This is a genomic window from Proteus sp. Marseille-Q3619, from assembly GCF_965283115.1.
Genome location: NZ_CBDIMP010000001.1, coordinates 2,875,704 through 2,898,983, shown reverse-complemented (window position 1 = coordinate 2,898,983; position 23,280 = coordinate 2,875,704). Strand labels below are relative to the sequence as shown.

The following is a 23,280-nucleotide window of genomic DNA, read 5'->3' as shown; positions in this document are numbered from 1 at the left end:
ATAACTTAGATAATAAATAAATTAGGCGTTATAACACATTACAAAATATTTCAATTTGTAACGTGAGTGCATTATATCCAATAAGATTTTTTGCGCAAGTTTTTTTACACTTAAATCAAATTTACATAAAGACATTATAAATCATAAGGTTATAGATAAATTTAACTTTAAAATGTCGAACTAAACAAATCTAAAAATGAAAAAAAATGAAGAGTTAATGAATATTAATGTTATAGGAGTTCAAATAATGATATCTACTTAGCATTAATTGATTCAGCCCGCCATTACTCAATAAATTTAATTAATCGTTTACTCATAAACTTAATCTACTTATTATTAATCTTATTTAACACTAAAGTTAAATTTTATTCTAACTCAATTTTATTAATAATATCGATAACCATTAAAAACGGTAAAAATATAAACTCTATTTCTTCTATACAATAAAAAAGCACTTTATTCATCATTTCACAACGACAAATAAAGTGCTTTTAAAATAGAGTAATAATACTTAAATAAATAGCTTATTTGCTAAAATTTAACCACCCGTAGAGACGGTTTCCATTCCCACTAGTCCAACTTTGAGATAACCCGCTTTTCTTAGCGAATCCATTGCCGACATTAACGTTTCATAATCAACCGTTTTATCAGCTTGGAAAAAGATTGTTGTCTCTTTGTTTGCTTGTGTCATGGTATCTAACACATTCGCCATCGTTTCATGTGTGACCATCTCTTCACCAATGAAAATTTGTTTATCCGACTTAATCGTTAAATAAACAGGCTTTTCAGGACGAGGTTGTGGTTTAGCACTTGAAGCGGGTAAATTTACTTTTATATCAACAGTAGCTAAAGGTGCCGCCACCATAAAGATAATGAGTAGAACCAACATGACATCAATAAAAGGCGTCACATTGATATCATGCAATTCATTATCATCACCTGAATCATCACCAAGACGCATTGCCATAATTCATTACCTTGCTTTGCTGTTTTCGATATCTAAATCACGGCTGACTAATGTCACCACACCTGTTGCGATATCACCAATTTCACCACGATAACCTGCGATCATACGAGCAAAAATGTTATAGATAATAACCGCTGGAATTGCCGCAATCAGACCAATCGCGGTTGCTAATAGCGCTTCTGCAATACCTGGTGCAACAACAGCAAGATTTGTCGTTTGAGAATGTGCAATACCGATGAAGCTATTCATGATCCCCCAAACCGTACCGAAAAGGCCGATAAAGGGAGAAATTGCACCGATTGTGGCTAAGTAACCATTACCGCGACCTAATTCACGAATAATTGCTGCAACGCGACGTTCCATACGCATTTCAACACGCTCTTTAATGCCTGATGCCACTTTACTTTCTTGAGAGTAAGTACGCTCTAATTCTGCATCATTAAAGAGATCAGCGGTTGCGCTCTTATTACCAAATTTTTTGCTAATCGCTAACGCATCGTTAAGTGATTTAGCTTCAACTAACTGAGCCGTCTCATTTCTTAAGCGACGACGCAGTGAGATCAAGTAACTTCCTTTCGCGAAAAATAGTGCCCAAGTAACAATAGAGGCTAACAATAAGCCAATCATGACACTTTTAACGACTAAGTCTGCATTACGGTACATGCCCATTACAGATAAATCTTCAGCGAATCCACCACCAGCAACCATTTCAGGTTGTACTTCTGATGGTGTATTTTCTGTCGCTGAAGGTACATTTTCTGAATTCTCAGCCGTTGTTACAGGTGTATTTTCACCTTCAGGCTTAGTGGTTTCAGTACCTACTGCTTTCACTTCATTACCCGTTGTAGAAGTCGTTGAAGCAGTAGCAGTTGTTGGTGTAGCTGTTCCCGGTGTAGAAGCTGTTGAAGAAACGGCAGCAGTAGTTGGCTGTTCAGTTGGTGTGGCAGGAATCGTATCCGCAAAAGCAGAGCCTGTCAGACCGATTGCCAATAGAATAGAAGCTGTCAAATTACGCATCAGTTGGCCTTTTACTCTCTTTTTTATCTATTTATTTATTCAGTAATGAAGCTTTTTCTTCACTACTTACCCAAAATCGTTCGCTTACAATCATCCTGTTTGCCATCAGGAAAGAGAAAACGCTCAAATGATATCAAACATGAAGCATTTTGATAGTAATTATCATTACTATTTGGCTATTTTTTTTTCATTTGTCGATTTTTAAGACAAATTATCGTTCTTTCACGTAACGTGAAATTTTATCAACTACTCTGCAAGCCTTTTGTACTTATCCAAAAAATGAATTAACTTGAGGTAAACACACCATCAATTAAAAGAAGGTATTAAGGATGACGCTAAAAAAACAAGAAACCTCACTCCTCCTTTCTGGTCGAGCTAAAAAATATTCCCAAGGCGCAGTAAACCCAATTATACAACGAACATCATCCGTTATTTTTGATTCCGTTGCACAAAAACGTGAAGCAACGAAAAAACGAGCGGAAGGTACGCTTTTTTATGGCCGTCGAGGTACAACCACACATTTTGCCTTACAAGAAGCTTTAACGGAATTAGAGCAAGGTGCAGGCTGCGCATTATTTCCTTCAGGTGCAGCTGCGATTACGCAATCTATACTCGCATTTATTGAGCAAGGTGCTCATATTCTTGTTACAGGCTCTGCCTACGATCCAACTCAAAATTTTTGTGATCAGATCTTACGTAAATTCTCAGTGACAACGACTTATTTTGATCCTTTAATCGGCAAAGAGATCAGCCAATTGCTACTTCCTGAAACAAAAATCGTTTTTCTTGAATCTCCAGGATCAATCACGATGGAAATTCAAGATCTACAAGGAATAGTCAATTCAGTGCGCCAATATAACCCTGAAATCATTATTATGATTGATAACACTTGGGCGGCGGGATTACTGCTTAAACCACTAACATTGGGTGCTGACATTTCAATCCAATCTGCCACAAAATATATTAATGGTCACTCTGATGGCATGTTAGGTTTTGCTGTGGCTAATGAACGTTGCTGGGCGCAGTTACGTGAAAATACCTATTTATTAGGTCAATGTGTTGATCCTGATACTGCTTATATGACAACAAGAGGATTAAGAACATTACCTGTCAGGATGAAACAACACGAACAAAGTGCATTAGAAGTCGCTCGCTGGTTAAAACAACATCCTTTAGTTGATAATGTTTATCACCCTGCTTTAGTCTCTTGCCCAGGACATGAATATTTCCAACGTGATTTCTCTGGTAGCAATGGGTTGTTCTCTTTTAGTTTAAGGAAAATCCTAACCACTGAAGAATTTGCACTTTTCTTGGATAACTTCTCATTATTTAAGATGGCGTTTTCATGGGGAGGATTTGAATCTTTAATTTTGGGTTATCAACCTAATGATATTAAAGCGATGCGCCAATATGAAACTCAGCCAACATTTACGGGAACACTATTTCGCATTCATATTGGATTAGAAAATGTAGATGACCTTATTGAAGATCTAGAACAAGCCTTTTTACGTATTTCTTAATAAAGAATGAATTTTTTATTAAAAAAAATCTATCCCTGTGGTTCCACAGGGATTAAATCAAACTGTTCTCTTTATTTTGCGTTAGAATAGCGAACATAAAGTCCTTTTTTAATGCGAGTTCGCTAATGGGTACATTAAAAGAGATCATTCACGCGCTAATGCAACACGATTATATGGTGTTAGCTAATCCAAATGTGCTGTGGGTTATCTATATTGTTCTTTTTGTTATTATTATGCTGGAAAACGGGGTATTACCCGCCGCATTTTTACCAGGAGATACACTGCTTATTCTTTGCGGTGCCTTAATTGCAAAAGGTGTTTTACACTTTTTCCCGACTATCATTATATTAGGCGCTGCCGCGAGTATTGGGAGTTGGCTCGGATTTTTACAGGGCCGCTGGCTAAGTGATACAAAAATAGTTAAACGTTGGATGGCTCAATTACCAGAGCAATATCATCATAAGGCAAATGATCTCTTCCATCGCCAAGGGTTATACGCGCTATTACTGGGTCGTTTTATTGGGTTCGTGCGTACATTATTACCGACGCTGGCTGGCTTATCAGAATTACAACAACGTCGCTTTCAAATATTTAACTGGTTAAGTGGTTTCTTATGGGTGGGGATTATTGTTTCTTTAGGCTATGTACTAAATCTTATTCCTTTTATTCAAAAGCATGAAACCTTAGTCATGAATATTTTGATGACATTACCTGTATTACTCTTAAGTGCAGGTTTAATTGGTTCGATTGTGATGTATATTCGCCATCGTAAAAATAGTACCAGTAATAAGTAATTAAAAAAACGCCATTATGTTAATCATCATAATGGCGTTTTTAATCATCTAATACCTCAAAAGTTCAGTTGTTCATTGTCTTATCTCCTATCTTTTTAATATCTCAGTAAAAATTCATTGATATTTATCACCGTCATCTTTTTGCCTTAATCTGTATGTCGTTAAAGCTTAATGGCTTTTGACGCAATAAACGTTGGAATATAACTATCAACGAGAAAACGAGCATGAGGGGCAAAATCTTCAACAAAATCTTGTAATAAGAAACCCGCTTTTAGCTGCCCACCAATAAGGTCAGTTAAAGAATGACCAAATACAAGTCCATCACCTTTTGCGACTTTTTCTTGCAGGATCTCCGAAGGTAGTGAACCTTGATCGCTATATGGTAATCGGTAAGTCGGTCTTATTAATCCCTGTGAGCGCAATTGCGGATCTCTATCATCAATAAAAACAACGGGATTATAAAAACTCGCCATCAAGACACCGCCTTTTTTCAAAACACGGTAGCACTCTTGCCAAACGGGATTAACATCCGCTACATATAAGTTTGAAATAGGATGAAAAATAATATCAAAACTTTCATCAGCAAATGCGGTTAAATCCGCCATATCACCTTGTACTGTGACCAAATCTAACTGATGCTTTTGTGCCAATTGATGGTCTTTGCTTAATTGACCTTCTGATAAATCAAATACCGTCACAATGCCACCAGCAGCAGCTAAAATAGGCGCTTGTTGCCCACCGGCAGAAGCTAAACAGAGTATTTTTTTACCTTTAATATCTGCTAACCACTCTTTTTTAACCGGATGAGGTGTTAAATGGACTTTCCAGTTTCCTTGTTTTGCCGCGATAATTTCTTCATCACTTACAGGTTTAGACCACTGATTTTCCATTGCGGCTTGTTTATCCCAATGTTCTTGGTTTAATGTTAAATAATGATTTTCCATATTACTCCTTATAAATTAGCTACAATTTGAATTGTTGTAGTCATTAAGAAAGATAATTCATCTCTTATTTCTACAACCTTACAGTTATAGTTATGTCATGCTATTTCGTCTAGACACAGTGAAAAACTTTTTCCTGATTAATTGTCATATTGCAGAACATCAAATTAAGGTGGATACAAAATGCAAAACTTTACTTATTACTCCCCCACTCGCCTTCATTTTGGTCAAGGGCAAATAGAAAAACTACGTTCTGAAATCGGAAAAAATGAAAGAATTTTGCTGACTTATGGTGGTGGCAGTATTAAACGCAACGGCGTTCTAGATCAAATCTATACGGCACTCCCTGGTTATCAAATTCATGAATTTAGTGGTATTGAACCCAATCCTTCTTATGAAACATTAATGAAAGCCGTTTCTTATGCCAGATATCATGGTATTACGCATTTATTAGCAGTAGGGGGCGGGTCAGTTATTGATGGCACAAAATTTATTGCAGCCGCGATACCTTATAAAGGTGAACCTTGGGAAATCGTTACCAGTCGCGGTAAAGTCATCGAAAATGCAATACCTTTAAGCTGTGTATTAACACTTCCAGCAACGGGAACAGAAACCAACAGTTTTTCTGTTATCAGCAGAAAACAGACCATGGATAAACAAAGCTTTGCTAGCCCTCATGTTTACCCTCATTGCGCTATTTTAGATCCAACAACCACTTATTCTCTGCCACCAAGACAAACCGCAAACGGTGTTGTTGACGCTTTTATTCATATATTAGAGCAATATCTCACTTATCCGGTGAATGCTCGTGTACAAGATGAGTATGCAGAAGGTCTTTTACGGATTTTAATTGATCAAGGACCAAAAGCGCTGACATCACCTACAGACTATGATATCCGTGCTAATATAATGTGGACAGCATCACAAGCCCTTAATGGTATCCTTGGTGTTGGTGTTCCTCAAGATTGGGCTACACATGCATTAGGCCACGAACTCACGGCATTACACGGGCTTGATCATGCACAAACTCTCGCCATCGTTTTACCTGCCCTATTAAATGAAAAACGGCAGGCTAAATATGAGAAGTTAATCCAATATGCACAAAAAGTTTGGGGTATAAACCAAGGTTCTGACGCTTTTAAAATTGAAACTGCGATTAATGAAACTCGAAAATTCTTTGAATTAATGGGACTTAGAACTCGACTAACTGATTTCAAAATCACTGAAGAAGATATTCCAGCTTTAGTGCGAAAATTGGAAGAGCACGGACAAACCGCACTAGGCGAGCATCAAGATATCACATTAGAAGTCAGTCAACGTATTTATACAGCGGCACTCTAAGTACTTTAATGCGACTTTGGAGACAGAAATGGATAAACCTAAACTGATCAAGCTATCTGATGGAAATACCATTCCACAACTTGGTCTTGGTGTTTGGAAAGCAGATAATCATCAAGTTGTTAACGCTATTCATCACGCACTTGATACAGGCTATCGCCTTTTTGATACGGCAGCGATTTATCATAATGAAGAAGGTGTGGGTAAAGCGTTAAAACAGGTCACTGTTCCTCGTGAGGAGCTTTTTATCACAACAAAATTATGGAACAACGATCAAACGCATGCTCGTGGTGCTGTCTTAGAAAGTCTCCAGCGTTTGCAACTTGATTATATTGATCTCTATTTAATGCATTGGCCTGCCCCCTCACGCGAGCTTTATGTTGAAGCGTGGAAACAGATGATTATTTTGCAAAAAGAAGGGTTAGTAAAAAGTATTGGTGTTTGTAATTTTAAAGAAGAACATCTTGAACGTATCATTACTGAAACAGGTGTAACCCCAGTTATTAATCAGATTGAAATTCACCCTTTAATGCAACAAGCGCCATTAAGAGCATGGAACACAACGCATAATATTGTGACCGAATCTTGGAGCCCTTTAGCACAAGGTGGTGAAGGTGTTTTCAACCAGCCCATTATTCAAAAACTTGCCGAAAAATATCATAAAACCCCAGCACAAATTGTTTTACGTTGGCACCTAGATAGTGGACTTGTGGTGATCCCTAAATCTGTTACGCCTTCTCGCATAGAAGAAAACTTCCATATTTTTGATTTTAAATTGGAGAAAGAGGAAGTTGCAGAAATGGCAGCACTTGATCAGAAAAAACGTTTAGGTCCTGATCCTGATATTTTTGTTGATATCTAATTTTTGATGTTGAATAAAAAGCCAATAGTATTTATTCCTATTGGCTTTTTTATACCTAAAATTCCCTTTCAATTTTTATTTCTAAACTTATTTTATTTTTTTGATCATTTATTTTTATATATTGAATAATTAATTAATTCAAGTTCACTTTCTGATATCTAAAACATCTATAAATACGAGAATCTCATCATTATTTGTTACGGTGAGTTTAAAAATGACAAAATTTAAAAGTGGACTAACGCCTCAACTCTCTTCTATTACAAAGAAAGTTGCTTGGTTTAATATTTTTATTCAACTGGCATTTCCTATCTCAGCAACCCTTCCAGCCAATGTGTTTGCTGACGGAAATAACCAAGAAAAACAGGCTATTAATTTATTAAAAAAACAGAAAACTTATCAGGTTAATGCGGGCGATACACCGGAATCTATCGCTAAGCAATTTAATATAAAATTATTTAAGCTTATAGAAGCTAATCCTGATTATGTCTCTTTAGTGGGTAAATTAAAAATAAAGGTGGGCATAACACTTAATATCCCCGATGAGCCTTTATTAACAAAAAAATGGCTAAATAATAATCAAGATATTCCGATCCCTTCAACTAACGGGCAAGAACTAGCCCAAATTATTGTCGATAATTCATCTTTATTAAATAGAGATACTGATGCGACACAATTCGCAATAAGCAAAATATCAAATAAAGCCAATCAACAAATAGAACAATGGCTTAATCAATTTGGCCATGCTCGTGTGTCACTTTCTACAGATAAAAATTTCACATTAGAAAATAGCTCAGCCGATCTCTTGATCCCATTGTACGATCAAGAAAAAAACTTAGTTTTCTCTCAAACCAGTTATCATCGTAAAGACTCTCGTAGCCAATTAAACCAAGGGATTGGCTACCGATATTTTACTGATAAATTTATGGTGGGTCTGAATGCTTTTTATGACTACGATTTAAGTCGTTATCACAGCCGTTTTGGTGTGGGAGGTGAAGTATGGCGAGACTATTTTAAATTAAGTGTAAATCACTATCACCGTCTATCTAATTGGCGTACCTCTGACGACGTTATAGATTATAACGAGCGTCCTGCTAATGGGTGGGATATTCGTACCGAGGGCTATCTACCTGCTTATCCGCAATTAGGTGCAAAGCTTATTTTTGAACAATATTACGGTAAAGAAGTCGGCTTATTTGGCAAAGATAATCGCCAAGAAAATCCTCACGCTTATACTGCGGGATTAACTTATACGCCAGTGCCTTTAATTACCTTCGGTGCTGAACGTCGCTTTGGTTTAAATGACAACAGTGATAATAAATTTGATGTAAATATCCAATATCGACTTGGAGAATCACTCTCTTCACAACTTAATCCCGATAATGTGCGAGCAACTCGTTTAATGTCAGGAAATCGCTATGATTTTGTTGATAGAAATAATGACATTGTTTTGGAATATAAAAAGAAGACGCTAGTCTTCCTTTCTATAAATCCAACCCTTAACGGTTATGCGAAAGAAGAAAAAGATTTAGGTGTGCAAGTTCGTTCAAAATATCCTGTTAAACAGATTGAGTGGTCAGCAAGTCGCTTAATCGCTAATGGAGGTAAAATTAATCATAATAATAATCTTAACTATTCTATAATTCTTCCTCGTCATATTTCAGGTTCAACTGAAAAAAACAACTACACAATAAGTGCTGTTGCTATTGATGAACAAGGTAATCGTTCTGCTCCTGTACAAAGTCAAATTACGGTTGATCAATCCGCGATTAATACACAAAATAGCCAATTTACACCTAAAGCGACACAACTGCCTGCTGACAGTCATTCTTCACAAAATCTGACTTTATCAATCCTCGATAATGATAAACTTCCCGTTGATATCAATATCAAAGAACTCTCACTACAAGTTCAATCTGATAATCCTATCGGTAATAGCAAAGTTTCCAATTTCAGCCGAATAGATGCAGGGAAATATCAAGTCACAATCACCGCAGGAAGTACTCCTGAAATGGTGACATTAATACCCAAATTTAGAGATAACACCTTTAATCAGGCACAAGTGACTTTTGTTGCTGATATACATTCCGCCATTATTGCTAAAGGTGGATTAACCGTAATTAAAAACGGCGAACCTGCTGATGGTAAAAGCCAAAATAAAATCCAAGTTATCGTAACTGATATTAATGCCAATAAAATTCCTAACTATCCCGTCTCTTTTACTGCAGATAATGGAGCAACGATTATTGGGCAAGCAAATACAGATGCTGAAGGTAAAATCATTGTTCCCATTACCAATACACGTAGTGGTAAAAGCATAATTGATGTTAGTGTTAAAAATATCCCCTATTCAACTAATGTTGATTTTATTGCCGATAAAAGTTCGGCCCAAATAAATGCTTTCACAATTAATCCAAATAATTCATTTGCCAATGGCAAAGATGAAAAACATATTGCTTTCAATATTATTGATAAAAATAACAACCCTGTTCCTGGTATCGAAATTGAATTATCTGCTGATAATCAAGCTCAACTTAAAAAAACTAAGTTGCTGACGGATGATCAAGGTAATGCATCAACAACGATGACCAGCCAAATAGCAGGCGTAACCACGGTAACTGCATGGGTTAATCAAAAAGACAGGAAAGAGACAACGCATTTTATTGCCGATCTATCCAACGGTAAAATTATTTCATTAACGCCATCGGCAAAACCTTATATTGCTGATGGTAAAACAGCAGTAACCTTTACTGCTGTCGTTGAAGATAACAACCACAACATCTTGCCAGATGCAAAAGTCATTTGGACAACTGATCGTGATCAACAGATTGTTTCTATTAATGAAATTTCAACCACTAATAACCAAGGGGTTGCTCAAACGACAGTGACCAGTACTCAAGCCTTTGATGTTATTGTTACTGCCCGCCTCAGTAATGGGTCACATAATGAATCACCTATTACTTTTATTGCCGATGACAAAAAAGGGTTAATTACCTTAACCAGCAATAAAACTCAAATTACTGCAGATAATAAAGAACAGGCCGTATTAAGCGCGGTTGTAAAAGATAAGTTCGGCAATAAATTACCTAATGTTACCGTCAATTGGGATATTAACGGCGGAACAGCAAATCAAAAAGAGACAAAAACCAACCAACAAGGTGAAACGGCTATTTTGATTAATACCGTTCGAGCAGGAACCATTACCGCCACTGCTTTACTCAAAAATGGAAATAAAGACCAGACGACAATAATAGCCGTTTCTGATCCGAACAGTGCAACAATTTCTTTATTGGCTAATAATAAAACAGAAGCCATTGCTGACGATAATGACACAATCACTGTTACAGCACATGTCGTTGATGCTAATAATAATCCGTTAATCCAACAATCTGTTTTCTGGAATGCATCACCCAATCATCCTAATAAAGAGATAGTAAAAACAGATATTCATGGTAATGCACAAGTCGAAATAAAAGGAAAAATAGCACAGGCAATAACATTAACTGGCCGTCTAGATAATAATAAAAAGGCATCAATTGATCTTTTATTTAAACCTGGAAAAGTAGATAAAACCCATAGCCACTTTAAATTAGATCCACAAACCATCGTAGCTAATGGTAAAAATGTCTCTATTGGTACTATCGAATTAAAAGACCAATTTGATAACCCAGTTCCTAAACAAGAAAAATATATCAGCCTTAGTGGCAATAATCCCACTATTACATTCAGTAATGTTATTGATAAAAACGACGGAATTTATCAGTTTGAAATTAAAGGGAAAAAAGAAGGTATTAGTGAGATAACAGCAAAATATGGTGTAACAAATCCATTTCTCCTAACACAGCCTCTTGGTTTTGTTGCCGACACGCAAAATGCCATGATCCAATCTGTAAACGTCATTGCGCCTTATACTGTCACTGCAAATGGGAAAGATAGTGTCGTTATTAAAGCCCATATTGTAGATAAGCAAGGCAACCCAAGCATGGAAGGCATTACGGTAGGTTGGCAAACCTCATTAGGTCAACTTTCACCATTACCAATTAGTAAAACAGATAAGAATGGGGTTGCAGAGATTGCGCTGATAAGTACACAAGCAGGCACAGCAAAAGTCACTGCAATGCTAGATGCTCAAGAGTTTCTTGAAGCTGATCATGACATCATATTTACAACTGATGTCATCTCTGCAACTCGCTCTACACTTGCTCTTTCACCATCCATCATTACAGCGGGTGATGGAACTCACTCTTATGATCAATCAGATATTACGGTCATTGCAAAAGATAATCAGGGGAACTTACTCACTGGATTAAAAGATGATATTAAACTTCAATACTCCACTAATCTTAAAGAGAGTAAATTTACCGAGAGTAGCACAGGTGTTTATAAAGCCACAATCAGCGCCCAAAAAACAGGTACAACAGAAATTCATGCCACTATTAACAGTATAACCTTAGCTCAATCGGTTTCACTAACCGTTGTTGCTGATAATCTCAGTGCTAAAGTACGCGATATTATTATCAGTGATATGGCACCTAAAGCCGGAGACACTATCACTTATACTGCTTATTTAATTGATAAATATGATAATCCTGTTAGTAATGATACGCCTGTCACTTGGACATCCGACAATGTCAGTGTTTTAACCTCAGCACTGACGTTTACAGATGATAAAGGTGTAGCGAAAACAAAATTAACACGCGGCCCAGCTGGATTAGCAAAAGTTAATGTCCACTTAAAATCAGGGGATTACCCTGCAAAAGATGTCAACTTTATCGCTAATGACGTTGATGAAAACCTTTCAGAAATCAACTTAATACCAGCCACAATCATCGCCAATGGCACAGATAAAGCATTACTCACTTTAACGATTAAAGATAAAGGCGGCAATATTCTACCGGATCAGCAAGTTGAAGGTATCCCTAATAACTCAATTGTTCAGTTTAGCCAAGCCCAACAAGTCTCTTCAGGTCATTATGAAATTGAAGTAACGGGCACTAAAGCAGGTACAGTACCATTAGGTGTTAGAGTTAATGGTGTTGATTTCAAAAAACAAAAAATCTTACAACTACGTGCAGATGCAAAAACCAGGAAAATAAAATCTGTCGATGTCGATAGAACAAGCATAATCGCCGGAGATAATGGTGTTAATTATCAAGCAACCATTGTGGATGCCAATGACAATATATTGTCTAACGTTATTGTAGTATGGGAGTTACAAGGTGTAGCTGATAAATATAACCATATTACCTATACAGATACCCATGGTATCGCAAGAACAAAAGTCACCAGTACTGTTGCCGGTATATTGAAAATGGACGTGGCTCTTGATTCAAATAATTATAAGCCAATTCAAGATGTAACCGTAAATCCAGCTGATATTGATGCCAATCAATCAACCTTTAATAGTAACCGTCAATCAATTGGGGGAAATGATAAAGATAGCGCCCTACTCACTGTAAATTTAATGGATAAATATGGCAATGCCATTGACGGTAAAAAAGTTTCAATAAAAACAACCAGTGGTAAACCTAATTTTAGTGATAACCCACTAAATTCATTAGGAAAGGGGAAATATCAAACTAATCTTACTTCAAATGTTAAAACAGATATTATTTTAACGGCTGAAGCGGAAGGATTAGCCATTGCGAAACCATTAACCATAAAAGTCACTATTCCGAAACCTGATATTATTTTTGACAAACAAATCCAACAAGAAACCTACGCTTCAGCACCGATCAGCGCACTAGGTTATACAGGATTGCCTAATAATATTAATATGATGTGGTCTAGTTCCGATCCGACTATTGCCTCTATCGATACAACTAGCGGTCGTATTTCGATGAAAAAAGCGGGTACTACAGTTATCACATTACAAACATCAGGTAATGATCAATATCAACCAGCGCAAAGTAGTTATCCTTTAGTCATTGAAAAAGCGAAACCTATTTTACAATTAGCGTCATCGGGTACGATTAAATCGGTATGGAATGATGGAGTAGTGCATAACGTTAACGCCACTTTTGGCAATACAGACGTAAAAAATATTCCTTTGTATTATCTCAGTGATGATCAACGTGTAGCCACTGTTGATACACAAGGCACTATTACAGAAGTAAAACCAGGCAAAACGAAAATACACATCAAAAGTGATGCGACTGATCAATTTCTAGCAGATGCGTTGGCAGTGGATTACGAGCAAGATAAAGGAACACTCCAAATCGCTTTTGCAAAAAATGACATTATTTTATCTGAAACGGATACTAATATTGATGTACAACAACCAACAATTCCATTGCCTAAAGAAGCTCTAGGTATCTGGTCAGCAAAAGATCCTAATATTGTGGCAATAAAAGAAAGCGGGGTTATTGTTAAAGTCAATCCAGGTAAAACAGATATCATTTTGACATCAAAAGAAAATGATTACTTTCATCAATCTCAAGGTTCTTATTCTGTCGATGTCAGAAAAGTACCTCATATCACTATTAACTCAGTAACACGAAGGGTTGATAACAATAAAAATGCACAAATCATGCCTCATGAGAATATATCGATAAATTGGACTCCTGTTTATGAAGATGATTCGTTAACTTTTTCTTGGTTACCGCCAGATACAGCAGCAAGTGATTATGCAGTTAATCTTGAATTATGGGATGGAAATCAAAAAACCAGTCAAATCCTTGCTTATGACCACAATCAGCTTATTGGTAGACCAAAAATCACTAGCTCATTTAAGCTTGATAAAAATTTATTTAAAAGTACTCAGCTTAAAATCAAAGTCATTGTGTTTGACATTTACGATCATGATCCAAGTACAAATACAGGTAGACAATATGCGGTTTATTATCCACTAGATGTAAAACCGATTCATCCTAGGTATATGGATTTAGAATTAAACGGCTCTATTTCATTTATTAATACTACTAGTGCTAGTGTGCCGAGAAATTCATGTAGAATGAGTGGATTGGATAGTATGGTTCATGTTATTGCAAGGCCGATGTTTACATTAGGAAACCACGCAAGTGATTTCTTTGAGCCCGTCACGGTATCTCACAAACTTATTGATATACAAGGCGATTCTACTCGTGGTTCAGTCGATTACAACGATGGAGATACTTATACATCTAGAATTGAGAACCAACGTTTCCCATTTAATAGTCATTCACTGGCAATAAAAGAAGACTGTTGGGGGAGTGGTGGCGGTGCTTCTGCCCATCATGGTAATGCAACGTTAATTACCTCTGTCACTATCGCAGGTGAAACATATGAGTTTAAACAACATGTTAATTGGGATGGAGATGGTGCTTCATCACAAAATAATATAACAAAAATTAGCCAACTTTAGTTAATAACCATAAAGAGCCTCTCGAGGCTCTTTATTAATTTAAAGCTGTTTTTCTAAATCAGTTTATTTCGTTGATTGATATCTCTTTTGATACTTTACGTTTACCAACGTTACTAATAAAGCAAAGAGTACAATCATTGCAGCCAATCCAAAACCACCACGATATCCAATAATGGCAGTTAAACTCACTAACATCATTGCACACGCAATTTCACCAATATCACGCATGCTTTGCACGGCTGTCATATCTGTACCAGCTTGATTATCTGTTGAAGCGAATCGCATACCTGCGGTCATAATAGCTACAGAAGTGATCCCCGAAGATAAAGCGCCTAAAGCACACAATAATCCTGCGGAAAAAGCACGCCAAACACCGATTTTATTGATTAACCAAGCCCCACCACCACAACCAAAGAACAGAGTGACCATTCACCCCACAATTTGGATCGCATTGATTTTAGATAATAGAGTGCTTGTACCAAAAATCTGACAATTTGAAGAAAAATGGGGAGGAAGAAAACCGCCCCCCCAGCAAACTATTTATAACACATCAAAATAGCTTGAACGACTGTGTTTCCATTACTAATGTTAAGTGAACATAATCGTTCGCCTACAATTATTGTAAAACATAGAACAGTCACACAGATAACCGTAATGCCAAATAAGGTTATTTTCATCAATTTCATTGACTGCTTTCGGAAAAGGACACAGAATCAAGTTGTTGATATTTGAGTCTGTCCCCGGATTTTATGAAAATAGAATTCGGGGCTTTTCTCTTTTTGGCTCTAGCAAAATGCTTGAACCAAAATGATCCAAGCACCCGCCAATATAGTAACAGAAATTTCTCTATCCCCTATACCTTATCAGTAGCAAACAAAAAATTTAAATCAATTAAAACAACATATTACTAAGTCATGCAAAATGATTTTCTCTTGACTCAAGCGACAAAAAAAGACAAAATTAACCCGCTAAAACAAAGAAATTAACTTGTTTTATCTTCTTGACTCCTTACTTGAAACAAAAAGATCCGCACCTACCTCTTTGTTTTGCACTAGCCCCAAATAAATTTATTTGGGGCTATCTTTTTTATATCAAATAGAAAAATAAAAAATCCCGAATACAAGTCTCCTCATATTCGGGATCATTATTACAACAATAAATAATATTAAGATTTATTTATCTTTTTATGCATTTCTTGAACTGAGATAACACTTTCCGTAGGGTCTGCTGTTAATGACAGCGTTGTCGCAAATCCGCCATTTAACGTCGTGTCATAATGGACTTTATATCTTAATGCACTACGACGAATAATTTTAGAATCTTCAATGGCTTGACGACCAGAAGTCGTATTAACAATATAGTCATATTCGCCATTTTTAATTCTATCTTCAATATGTGGCCGACCTTCATGAACTTTATTCACTAAGCGTGGATTTATTCCCGCCTCACCTAATACAATGGCTGTACCATGTGTAGCATCTAATTCAAATCCACTTTTTAGTAATTTTGTTGCTAAATCAACAACTCGCTTTTTATCACCAGCACGCACAGAAAGAAGCGCTCTGCCTTTTTTCTTCATGGTAGAACTGCTACCTAACATTGCTTTAGCAAAGGCTTGAGCAAAGGTTGCACCAACGCCCATCACTTCACCTGTTGAACGCATTTCAGGCCCTAAAATCGGATCAACACCTGCAAACTTATTGAAAGGTAAAACTACCTCTTTTACAGAGTAATAAGGTGGAATAACTTCTTTTGTAACTCCCTGCTCTTCAAGGCTTTGACCAATCATGACACGCGCAGCGACTTTGGCTAATGGCACACCTGTGGCTTTTGACACAAAAGGTACGGTACGAGCAGCACGAGGATTGACTTCGATAAGGTAAACATCGTTACCTTTCACCGCAAATTGTACGTTCATTAGCCCTTTGACTCCAAGTTCAAACGCAAGTGAGCGTACTTGTTTACGCATCACATCTTGAATTTCTTGGCTTAGGGTATAAGCAGGCAATGAGCAAGCTGAGTCACCAGAGTGAACACCCGCTTGTTCGATATGCTCCATAATGCCACCAATCACGACTTGTTGACCGTCACAAATCGCATCAACATCGACTTCAATCGCATCATCAAGGAAGCGATCTAACAACACGGGAGCATCGTTTGACACACTAACCGCAGTTTGGAAATAGCGTCTTAAATCGATTTCGTCGTAAACAATCTCCATTGCGCGTCCACCAAGTACATAAGAAGGACGAACCACCAGCGGATAGCCAATTAATTGTGCTTTTTCTACCGCCTCTTCTAAAGCGGTTACAGTGGCATTTTCAGGCTGTTTAAGCCCTAATTTATCCACTGCTTTTTGGAAACGTTCACGATCTTCTGCTTTATCAATAGCATCTGGCGTTGTGCCAATAACTGGCACGCCTTCAGCTTCCAGTGCTCTGGCTAGTTTTAATGGTGTTTGTCCACCATATTGCACGATAACCCCTTTCGGCTTTTCAATTCGTACAATTTCAAGTACATCTTCTAATGTGACAGGTTCAAAATAGAGTCTGTCAGAAGTATCGTAATCTGTTGAAACCGTTTCAGGGTTACAGTTCACCATAATGGTTTCGTAACCGTCTTCACGCAACGCAAGCGCGGCATGAACACAACAATAATCAAATTCTATTCCTTGCCCTATACGGTTTGGTCCACCACCTAAGATCATGACTTTAGGTTTGTCTTGATGTGGATTTGCCTCGCACTCTTCTTCATAAGTCGAGTACATATAAGCGGTATCCGTAGCAAATTCTGCTGCACAAGTATCAACACGTTTATAGACAGGATGGAGTTGATATTGCTCCCGTAACTGGCGAATAACAGGCTCTTTTACGTTAAGTATTTTAGCTAAACGTGCATCAGCAAAACCTTTACGTTTTAACTGACGTAAGAAATCAGCGCTTAAGCCTTTTATACCGACTTCACTGACTTTTTCTTCAAGGCGAACGATTTCTTCTATTTGAACTAAGAACCAGCGATCAATATTGGTGAGGTTAAATACACCATCAACGGATAGCCCTGCTCGGAAGGCATCCGCGATATACCAAATTCGGTCAGAGCCTGCTTCTTTTAGCTCACGGCGAATTTTCGTTAATGCTTCTGGATCGTCTAAATCGACTTTAGGATCAAAACCTGTCGCCCCCACTTCGAGGCCTCGTAATGCTTTTTGCAAAGATTCTTGTTGTGTTCTACCAATTGCCATCACTTCGCCAACAGATTTCATTTGCGTTGTTAATCTGTCATTGGTTCCTGCAAATTTTTCAAAGTTAAAGCGAGGAATTTTTGTCACAACATAATCAATAGAAGGTTCGAAAGAGGCTGGTGTTCTCCCTCCAGTGATATCATTCATCAGCTCATCGAGGGTGTAACCTACTGCTAATTTTGCAGCGACTTTCGCAATTGGGAAGCCTGTCGCTTTAGATGCCAGAGCTGATGAACGAGAAACCCTAGGGTTCATTTCGATAACAATCAAGCGCCCTGTTTTAGGATCAACAGCAAACTGAACGTTAGAACCGCCCGTTTCAACACCTATTTCACGTAATACCGCCATCGAGGCATTACGCATAATTTGATATTCTTTGTCAGTAAGTGTTTGTGCTGGCGCGACGGTAATGGAATCGCCTGTATGAATTCCCATTGCATCAAAGTTTTCGATAGAGCAGACGATAATGCAGTTGTCGTTTTTATCACGCACCACTTCCATTTCATACTCTTTCCAACCAATTAAAGATTCATCAATTAACAGTTCATTGGTGGGTGATAAATCTAAGCCTCGCGTACAAATTTCTTCAAATTCTTCACGATTATAGGCGATCCCGCCCCCCGTTCCGCCCATTGTGAATGAAGGGCGAATAATACAAGGAAAACCCACTTGTTCAGCAACAGCAAAAGCTTCATCAAGGTTATGTGCAATACCTGAACGAGCAGTATCTAAACCGATTTTTTTCATCGCTTTATCAAAGCGTTGTCTATCTTCTGCTTTATCAATTGCATCGGCTGTTGCACCAATCATGGTGACACCAAATTCAGCCAAGACACCTTGGCGCTCTAGCTCTAGCGCACAGTTCAGTGCAGTTTGCCCACCCATTGTTGGCAATACCGCATCAGGGCGCTCTTTTTCAATAATTTTTCTCACAACTTGCCAGTGAATAGGCTCGATGTACGTTGCATCGGCCATTTCAGGATCGGTCATAATGGTTGCAGGATTTGAATTTACCAAAACAACTCGATATCCCTCTTCACGTAGGGCTTTACATGCTTGCGCGCCTGAATAGTCAAATTCACACGCTTGCCCGATAACAATCGGCCCAGCACCTAAAATCAGGATTGTTTTGATATCTGTTCTTTTAGCCATTTTCTTTCGCTCCTGATTTATTTAGTTGTCACTGATTGCAGGTTTTGACGATATTGCGCGATAAGCTCGATAAAGTGATCAAAAAGCGGTGCGGCATCATGTGGCCCTGGGCTAGCTTCTGGGTGACCTTGGAAACTGAACGCAGGTTTATCTGTGCGATGAATACCTTGTAAAGAACCATCAAATAGAGATTTATGTGTCACACGTAAATTGGCAGGAAGAGAGGTTTCATCAACAGCAAATCCATGATTTTGCGCTGTGATCATCACCGTATTTTTATCTAAATCTTTAACAGGATGATTACCACCGTGGTGACCAAATTTCATTTTGATGGTTTTTGCACCGCTAGCTAATGCTAATAGCTGATGCCCTAAACAGATACCAAATACCGGAATATCAGTGGTTAAAAAGGTTTGAATGGCGTTAATGGCATAATCACAGGGCTCTGGATCCCCGGGGCCATTGGAAAGGAAAATACCATCTGGTGAAAGGGCTAAAACATCTTGAGCTGACGTTTGAGCAGGTACAACAGTAACGCGACATCCTCTATCCACCAGCATACGTAAAATATTACGTTTTACACCGAAATCATACGCCACAATATGCAATGGCAACTCAGTCGCTAATTTAGCTTCTGGTAATTCATTCTCTAACGTCCAACTTCCTTGAGTCCACTGGTAAGGCTGTTTCACTGTCACCGTTTTTGCTAAGTCCATTCCTTTTAAACCAGGAAATGATCTAGCTTGTTGAGCATCAAGATGATTGCCTGCGATAATGCAACCGTTTTGCGCGCCTTTTTCTCTCAGCAAACGCGTTAACTTACGTGTATCAATATCCGCAATCGCAACAATGTTATGACGTTTAAGATAATCAGATAACGTTTCTTGAGCACGATAGTTGCTCATCACTAATGGCAAGTCGCGAATAATTAAGCCTTGAGCATGGATGGTTTCTGATTCTTCGTCTGAACGATTAACGCCGGTGTTGCCAATGTGGGGATAAGTGAGAGTAACAATTTGTTGGGAGTAAGAAGGGTCGGTTAATATTTCTTGATAACCGGTCATTGAAGTATTAAAAACGACTTCACCGATAGCGGCGCCTTCTGCGCCAATCGACTTGCCGTGGAATTCGGTCCCATCTTCTAGAACCAGTATAGCTGATTTAATCAAAACGCCCTCCAGAGAATAATAAATCACATTTCATGCATATTAATTCAGATTTAAGACTCTAAATCAATGCCAAAAACATAAAATTGGGCAAATTTTTGGCAAATTGGGCGCATTCTAAAGATCGAACGAGCAGATGTCTAGAAAAAACACCTTTTTAATTAAAAAAATATCAATCATTAGCAATTTAGTTAACCAAGTGACAATTTATATAATCAATCTTACAAATTTAACCGTTTGCTTACCAAGATAATTTAAAATTAGAGTTTAAATAGGAAAAATAGATGATTTATCCTTTTTAGAGAGAAAAAAACAGAGAAAAAATAGAGATAAGATATAAAAACAAACATTACAAAATAATTTATAAAATAGACATTAAAAAACCCATAATTATAAAAATAGTTATGAGTTTTCAACGGATTATTTTTTCTTAAAAACTACAAATCTTCCAACGAAAGAACATCCTTCATGTTATAAAGACCCAATTTTTTAGATTTTAACCAAATAGCAGCCTTAACTGCGCCATTTGCAAATGTCATTCGGCTAGAAGCCTTGTGGCTTATCTCTACACGCTCACCAATATCAGCAAAAATTGCGGTGTGTTCTCCCACAATATCACCTGCACGAATAGTGGCAAAACCAATGCTTTGAGGATCTCGCTCTCCAGTGTGTCCTACACGTTCATAAACTGCGCACTCTTTAAGATCACGGCCTAACGCATCTGCAATAGATTCTCCCATTGCTAATGCAGTACCTGATGGTGCATCAACTTTATGACGATGGTGCGCTTCTACAATTTCAATATCACTGTAAGAACCCATCACTTTCGCCGCTTTTTCAAGTAACTTAAGCACCAAGTTAACACCAACACTAAAGTTAGCAGCAAACACTATTGGGATCATTTTGGCGGCATTTTCAATGGCTTTTTTACCTTCATCATCAAAGCCTGTCGTACCAATAATCATGCCTTTTTTCTGTTCTACGCAAAATGCAATATGAGAAAGCGTGCCTTCAGGGCGTGTAAAATCAATTAACACATCAAATTCACTCGCTTGAGACAGCAAGTTATCGGTGATTGTGACACCAATATGCCCAATACCCGCTAATTCTCCAGCATCAGCGCCAATCAATGAAGAATTAGTACGCTCAAAAGCAGCACCTAAAACGGTTCCTTCTTGTTGAGAAATTGCCTGAATTAATTGGCGCCCCATACGACCACCCGCACCAACAACGGCAAGACGAAGTTCTTTTGCAGACATAACTCAATTTCTCCTTAACAATACTTATTGTCTCTATTTATTGTTTACAGATTAACGATGTCATCCACTTGATGCCAGCATTTAACGTTCGAGATAAGAAAAACACACAAAACCGTAGTCATTATCAGTAAAAGAGATGAACAGCATGATTATTCATTTAACTTTACTTTATACATAAAAAAAGCAGAGTCATTCACTCTGCTTTTTAAATTCACTATCACATTTAAGTGAGATTATTCGATAACTTTATAATCTAGGCGAAGCTCTTTAGGCACTTCAAAAACAATATTTTCTTCACGCCCTGATAATTCAATCACGTCATCAGCACCAAAGGTTTTTAAACGTTCTAATACTTGTTGAACCAAAATATCTGGTGCTGAAGCCCCTGCTGTAACGCCAACAATATTTGCATTAGCCACCCATGACTCATCAATATCTTCAAAGCTATCGATCAGATAAGAAGGCTTACCTGCACGCTGTGCAAGCTCCGCTAAGCGATTAGAGTTTGATGAGTTCTTAGAGCCAACGACAAATACAACATCCGCTTTTTCAGCAAGCTCTCTTGCGGCTTCTTGGCGATTGGTTGTTGCATAGCAGATATCATCTTTACGAGGACCAATAATTTTGGGGAAGCGTGCATTTAAAGCATCAATCACTTCAGATGTATCATCAACAGAAAGCGTTGTTTGGGTCATAAAGCAAAGATTATCTTCATCTTTGACTTCTAATTTCCACACATCAGCAGGCGACTCAACTAAATACATTCCCCCTTCAGGGTTGTTGTATTGCCCCATTGTGCCTTCAACTTCAGGGTGTCCTGCATGACCTATTAAGATAGCTTCTTTGCCTTTACGGCTCGCTCTTGCCACTTCCATATGCACTTTGGTTACGAGTGGACAAGTTGCATCATAGAGCATTGTTAAATTACGTGAGCGAGCTTCTTGACGAATAGCTTGAGAAACACCATGAGCTGAAAAAATTAAAATCGCGTTATCGGGGACTTCTGAAATTTCTTCAATAAAGATAGCACCTCGTTCACGTAAGTCGTTAACGACATAGCGGTTATGAACGACCTCGTGACGAACATAAATAGGTGCGCCATAGATTTCCAGAGCGCGGTCAACAATGCTGATAGCTCGGTCAACACCCGCACAAAAGCCTCGTGGGTTAGCCAGCAGTATTTGCATGTGTTGTTTCCTCCTCAGGATTAATGCTGACAACTTCAATATCAAATGTCACTTCTTCTGACGCTAACGGATGATTAAAATCAACGGTTACAGAATCTTCAGTGACATCTCTTACAATGCCTGGCATTTCACTGCCATTCATTGATGTAAATAGCATGATAGTGCCTGCCTCAGGCACACCAGACTCTGCGAAGTCAGAAGGCATAAAGTATTGGATCAAGTCAGGATTGTATTTACCAAAAAGATGTTCACCCGCAAGCGTAAAAGTTTTTTTATCTCCCGTTGATAATCCCAATAATTCAGCTTCTAAGGCTGGCGATAAACTTTCATCACCTAAACGAAAAAGAGCGGGTTTACCATGCGCTTGTGTAGATTCAGCAACAGAGCCATCTGCTAACTTTAAAGTGAAATTCAGCAACACTGCGCTGTCGTTGAGTACCTGCATAACCATACTAATACCTTCTATTAAGCGTAACCCCCGCCATAAGGCAGGGGTT

15 protein-coding genes are annotated in these 23,280 nt (G+C 37.9%); 5 read left to right on the top strand and 10 right to left on the bottom strand.

Annotated features, from left to right (window positions below; translation table 11 throughout):
- Positions 1 to 538 precede the first annotated feature (538 nt).
- On the bottom strand, positions 539 to 967 hold the full coding sequence (exbD, locus tag ACWPWK_RS13350) for a TonB system transport protein ExbD (RefSeq protein WP_075674386.1): 429 nt from the start codon (positions 965 to 967) through the stop codon (positions 539 to 541).
- Between the two features lie 6 nt (positions 968 to 973).
- Entirely contained in the window at positions 974 to 1,984 is a 1,011-nt protein-coding gene (exbB, locus tag ACWPWK_RS13345) for a tonB-system energizer ExbB (RefSeq protein WP_109371807.1), read from the bottom strand.
- A 329-nt stretch (positions 1,985 to 2,313) separates the two neighbouring features.
- Between exbB and metC the strand changes: the two genes are divergently transcribed.
- Both metC and ACWPWK_RS13335 read left to right on the top strand, forming a co-directional pair.
- Positions 2,314 to 3,504, top strand: coding sequence for a cystathionine beta-lyase (gene metC / locus ACWPWK_RS13340; protein ID WP_109371809.1), 1,191 nt, complete (start codon positions 2,314 to 2,316; stop codon positions 3,502 to 3,504).
- 125 nt (positions 3,505 to 3,629) lie between these two features.
- On the top strand, positions 3,630 to 4,298 hold the full coding sequence (locus ACWPWK_RS13335; protein ID WP_109371811.1) for a DedA family protein: 669 nt from the start codon (positions 3,630 to 3,632) through the stop codon (positions 4,296 to 4,298).
- Between the two features lie 161 nt (positions 4,299 to 4,459).
- On the opposite strand, the gene ACWPWK_RS13330 is transcribed toward ACWPWK_RS13335, so the two are convergent.
- Positions 4,460 to 5,242 carry a class I SAM-dependent methyltransferase gene (locus ACWPWK_RS13330; protein WP_109371813.1) on the bottom strand — a complete coding sequence of 261 codons (783 nt, stop codon included), beginning with the start codon at positions 5,240 to 5,242 and terminating at the stop codon, positions 4,460 to 4,462.
- 180 nt (positions 5,243 to 5,422) lie between these two features.
- Here ACWPWK_RS13330 and ACWPWK_RS13325 point away from each other — a divergent pair, with 180 nt between their 5' ends.
- The 3 genes from ACWPWK_RS13325 to ACWPWK_RS13315 all read left to right on the top strand — a co-directional run bounded on the left by ACWPWK_RS13325 (position 5,423) and on the right by ACWPWK_RS13315 (position 14,778).
- Complete coding sequence (locus tag ACWPWK_RS13325) at positions 5,423 to 6,580, top strand: iron-containing alcohol dehydrogenase (protein ID WP_109371815.1); 1,158 nt, start codon at positions 5,423 to 5,425, stop codon at positions 6,578 to 6,580.
- A 28-nt stretch (positions 6,581 to 6,608) separates the two neighbouring features.
- Positions 6,609 to 7,439 carry a 2,5-didehydrogluconate reductase DkgA gene (dkgA, locus tag ACWPWK_RS13320; RefSeq protein WP_109371817.1) on the top strand — a complete coding sequence of 277 codons (831 nt, stop codon included), beginning with the start codon at positions 6,609 to 6,611 and terminating at the stop codon, positions 7,437 to 7,439.
- A 214-nt stretch (positions 7,440 to 7,653) separates the two neighbouring features.
- The gene (locus ACWPWK_RS13315) at positions 7,654 to 14,778 is read left to right on the top strand and encodes an Ig-like domain-containing protein (RefSeq protein ID WP_454209060.1); all 7,125 of its coding nucleotides are present in this window, start codon (positions 7,654 to 7,656) and stop codon (positions 14,776 to 14,778) included.
- 63 nt (positions 14,779 to 14,841) lie between these two features.
- On the opposite strand, the gene ACWPWK_RS13310 is transcribed toward ACWPWK_RS13315, so the two are convergent.
- The 7 genes from ACWPWK_RS13310 to fkpB all read right to left on the bottom strand — a co-directional run bounded on the left by ACWPWK_RS13310 (position 14,842) and on the right by fkpB (position 23,234).
- A complete protein-coding gene (locus tag ACWPWK_RS13310) occupies positions 14,842 to 15,207 on the bottom strand; it encodes an MFS transporter (protein WP_109371821.1) in 366 nt (121 codons plus the stop codon).
- A 107-nt stretch (positions 15,208 to 15,314) separates the two neighbouring features.
- A complete protein-coding gene (locus ACWPWK_RS13305; protein WP_406588702.1) occupies positions 15,315 to 15,455 on the bottom strand; it encodes a Hok/Gef family protein in 141 nt (46 codons plus the stop codon).
- 488 nt (positions 15,456 to 15,943) lie between these two features.
- Positions 15,944 to 19,171, bottom strand: coding sequence for a carbamoyl-phosphate synthase large subunit (carB, locus tag ACWPWK_RS13300; protein ID WP_109371823.1), 3,228 nt, complete (start codon positions 19,169 to 19,171; stop codon positions 15,944 to 15,946).
- A gap of 17 nt (positions 19,172 to 19,188) precedes the next feature.
- A complete protein-coding gene (gene carA, locus ACWPWK_RS13295; RefSeq protein WP_109371825.1) occupies positions 19,189 to 20,340 on the bottom strand; it encodes a glutamine-hydrolyzing carbamoyl-phosphate synthase small subunit in 1,152 nt (383 codons plus the stop codon).
- 434 nt (positions 20,341 to 20,774) lie between these two features.
- Positions 20,775 to 21,596 (bottom strand): 4-hydroxy-tetrahydrodipicolinate reductase, encoded by an 822-nt coding sequence (dapB, locus tag ACWPWK_RS13290; protein ID WP_109371827.1) that lies wholly within the window; start codon positions 21,594 to 21,596, stop codon positions 20,775 to 20,777.
- Positions 21,597 to 21,829: 233 nt separating this feature from the next.
- Positions 21,830 to 22,783 carry a 4-hydroxy-3-methylbut-2-enyl diphosphate reductase gene (gene ispH / locus ACWPWK_RS13285; RefSeq protein WP_109371829.1) on the bottom strand — a complete coding sequence of 318 codons (954 nt, stop codon included), beginning with the start codon at positions 22,781 to 22,783 and terminating at the stop codon, positions 21,830 to 21,832.
- Complete coding sequence (gene fkpB / locus ACWPWK_RS13280; RefSeq protein WP_109371831.1) at positions 22,764 to 23,234, bottom strand: FKBP-type peptidyl-prolyl cis-trans isomerase; 471 nt, start codon at positions 23,232 to 23,234, stop codon at positions 22,764 to 22,766. The genes ispH and fkpB overlap by 20 nt, the downstream gene beginning before the upstream one ends.
- Between the last annotated feature and the right edge of the window lie 46 nt (positions 23,235 to 23,280).

Coding starts and splice junctions, on each gene's coding strand:
- exbD (WP_075674386.1), bottom strand. CDS start 967: ATGGCAATGCGTCTTGGTGATGATTCAGGTGATGATAATGAATTGCAT.
- metC (WP_109371809.1), top strand. CDS start 2,314: ATGACGCTAAAAAAACAAGAAACCTCACTCCTCCTTTCTGGTCGAGCT.
- ACWPWK_RS13315 (WP_454209060.1), top strand. CDS start 7,654: ATGACAAAATTTAAAAGTGGACTAACGCCTCAACTCTCTTCTATTACA.
- fkpB (WP_109371831.1), bottom strand. CDS start 23,234: ATGGTTATGCAGGTACTCAACGACAGCGCAGTGTTGCTGAATTTCACT.
- ACWPWK_RS13330 (WP_109371813.1), bottom strand. CDS start 5,242: ATGGAAAATCATTATTTAACATTAAACCAAGAACATTGGGATAAACAA.
- dapB (WP_109371827.1), bottom strand. CDS start 21,596: ATGTCTGCAAAAGAACTTCGTCTTGCCGTTGTTGGTGCGGGTGGTCGT.
- exbB (WP_109371807.1), bottom strand. CDS start 1,984: ATGCGTAATTTGACAGCTTCTATTCTATTGGCAATCGGTCTGACAGGC.
- ACWPWK_RS13305 (WP_406588702.1), bottom strand. CDS start 15,455: ATGAAAATAACCTTATTTGGCATTACGGTTATCTGTGTGACTGTTCTA.
- dkgA (WP_109371817.1), top strand. CDS start 6,609: ATGGATAAACCTAAACTGATCAAGCTATCTGATGGAAATACCATTCCA.
- carB (WP_109371823.1), bottom strand. CDS start 19,171: ATGGCTAAAAGAACAGATATCAAAACAATCCTGATTTTAGGTGCTGGG.
- ACWPWK_RS13310 (WP_109371821.1), bottom strand. CDS start 15,207: ATGGTCACTCTGTTCTTTGGTTGTGGTGGTGGGGCTTGGTTAATCAAT.
- ACWPWK_RS13335 (WP_109371811.1), top strand. CDS start 3,630: ATGGGTACATTAAAAGAGATCATTCACGCGCTAATGCAACACGATTAT.
- ACWPWK_RS13325 (WP_109371815.1), top strand. CDS start 5,423: ATGCAAAACTTTACTTATTACTCCCCCACTCGCCTTCATTTTGGTCAA.
- ispH (WP_109371829.1), bottom strand. CDS start 22,783: ATGCAAATACTGCTGGCTAACCCACGAGGCTTTTGTGCGGGTGTTGAC.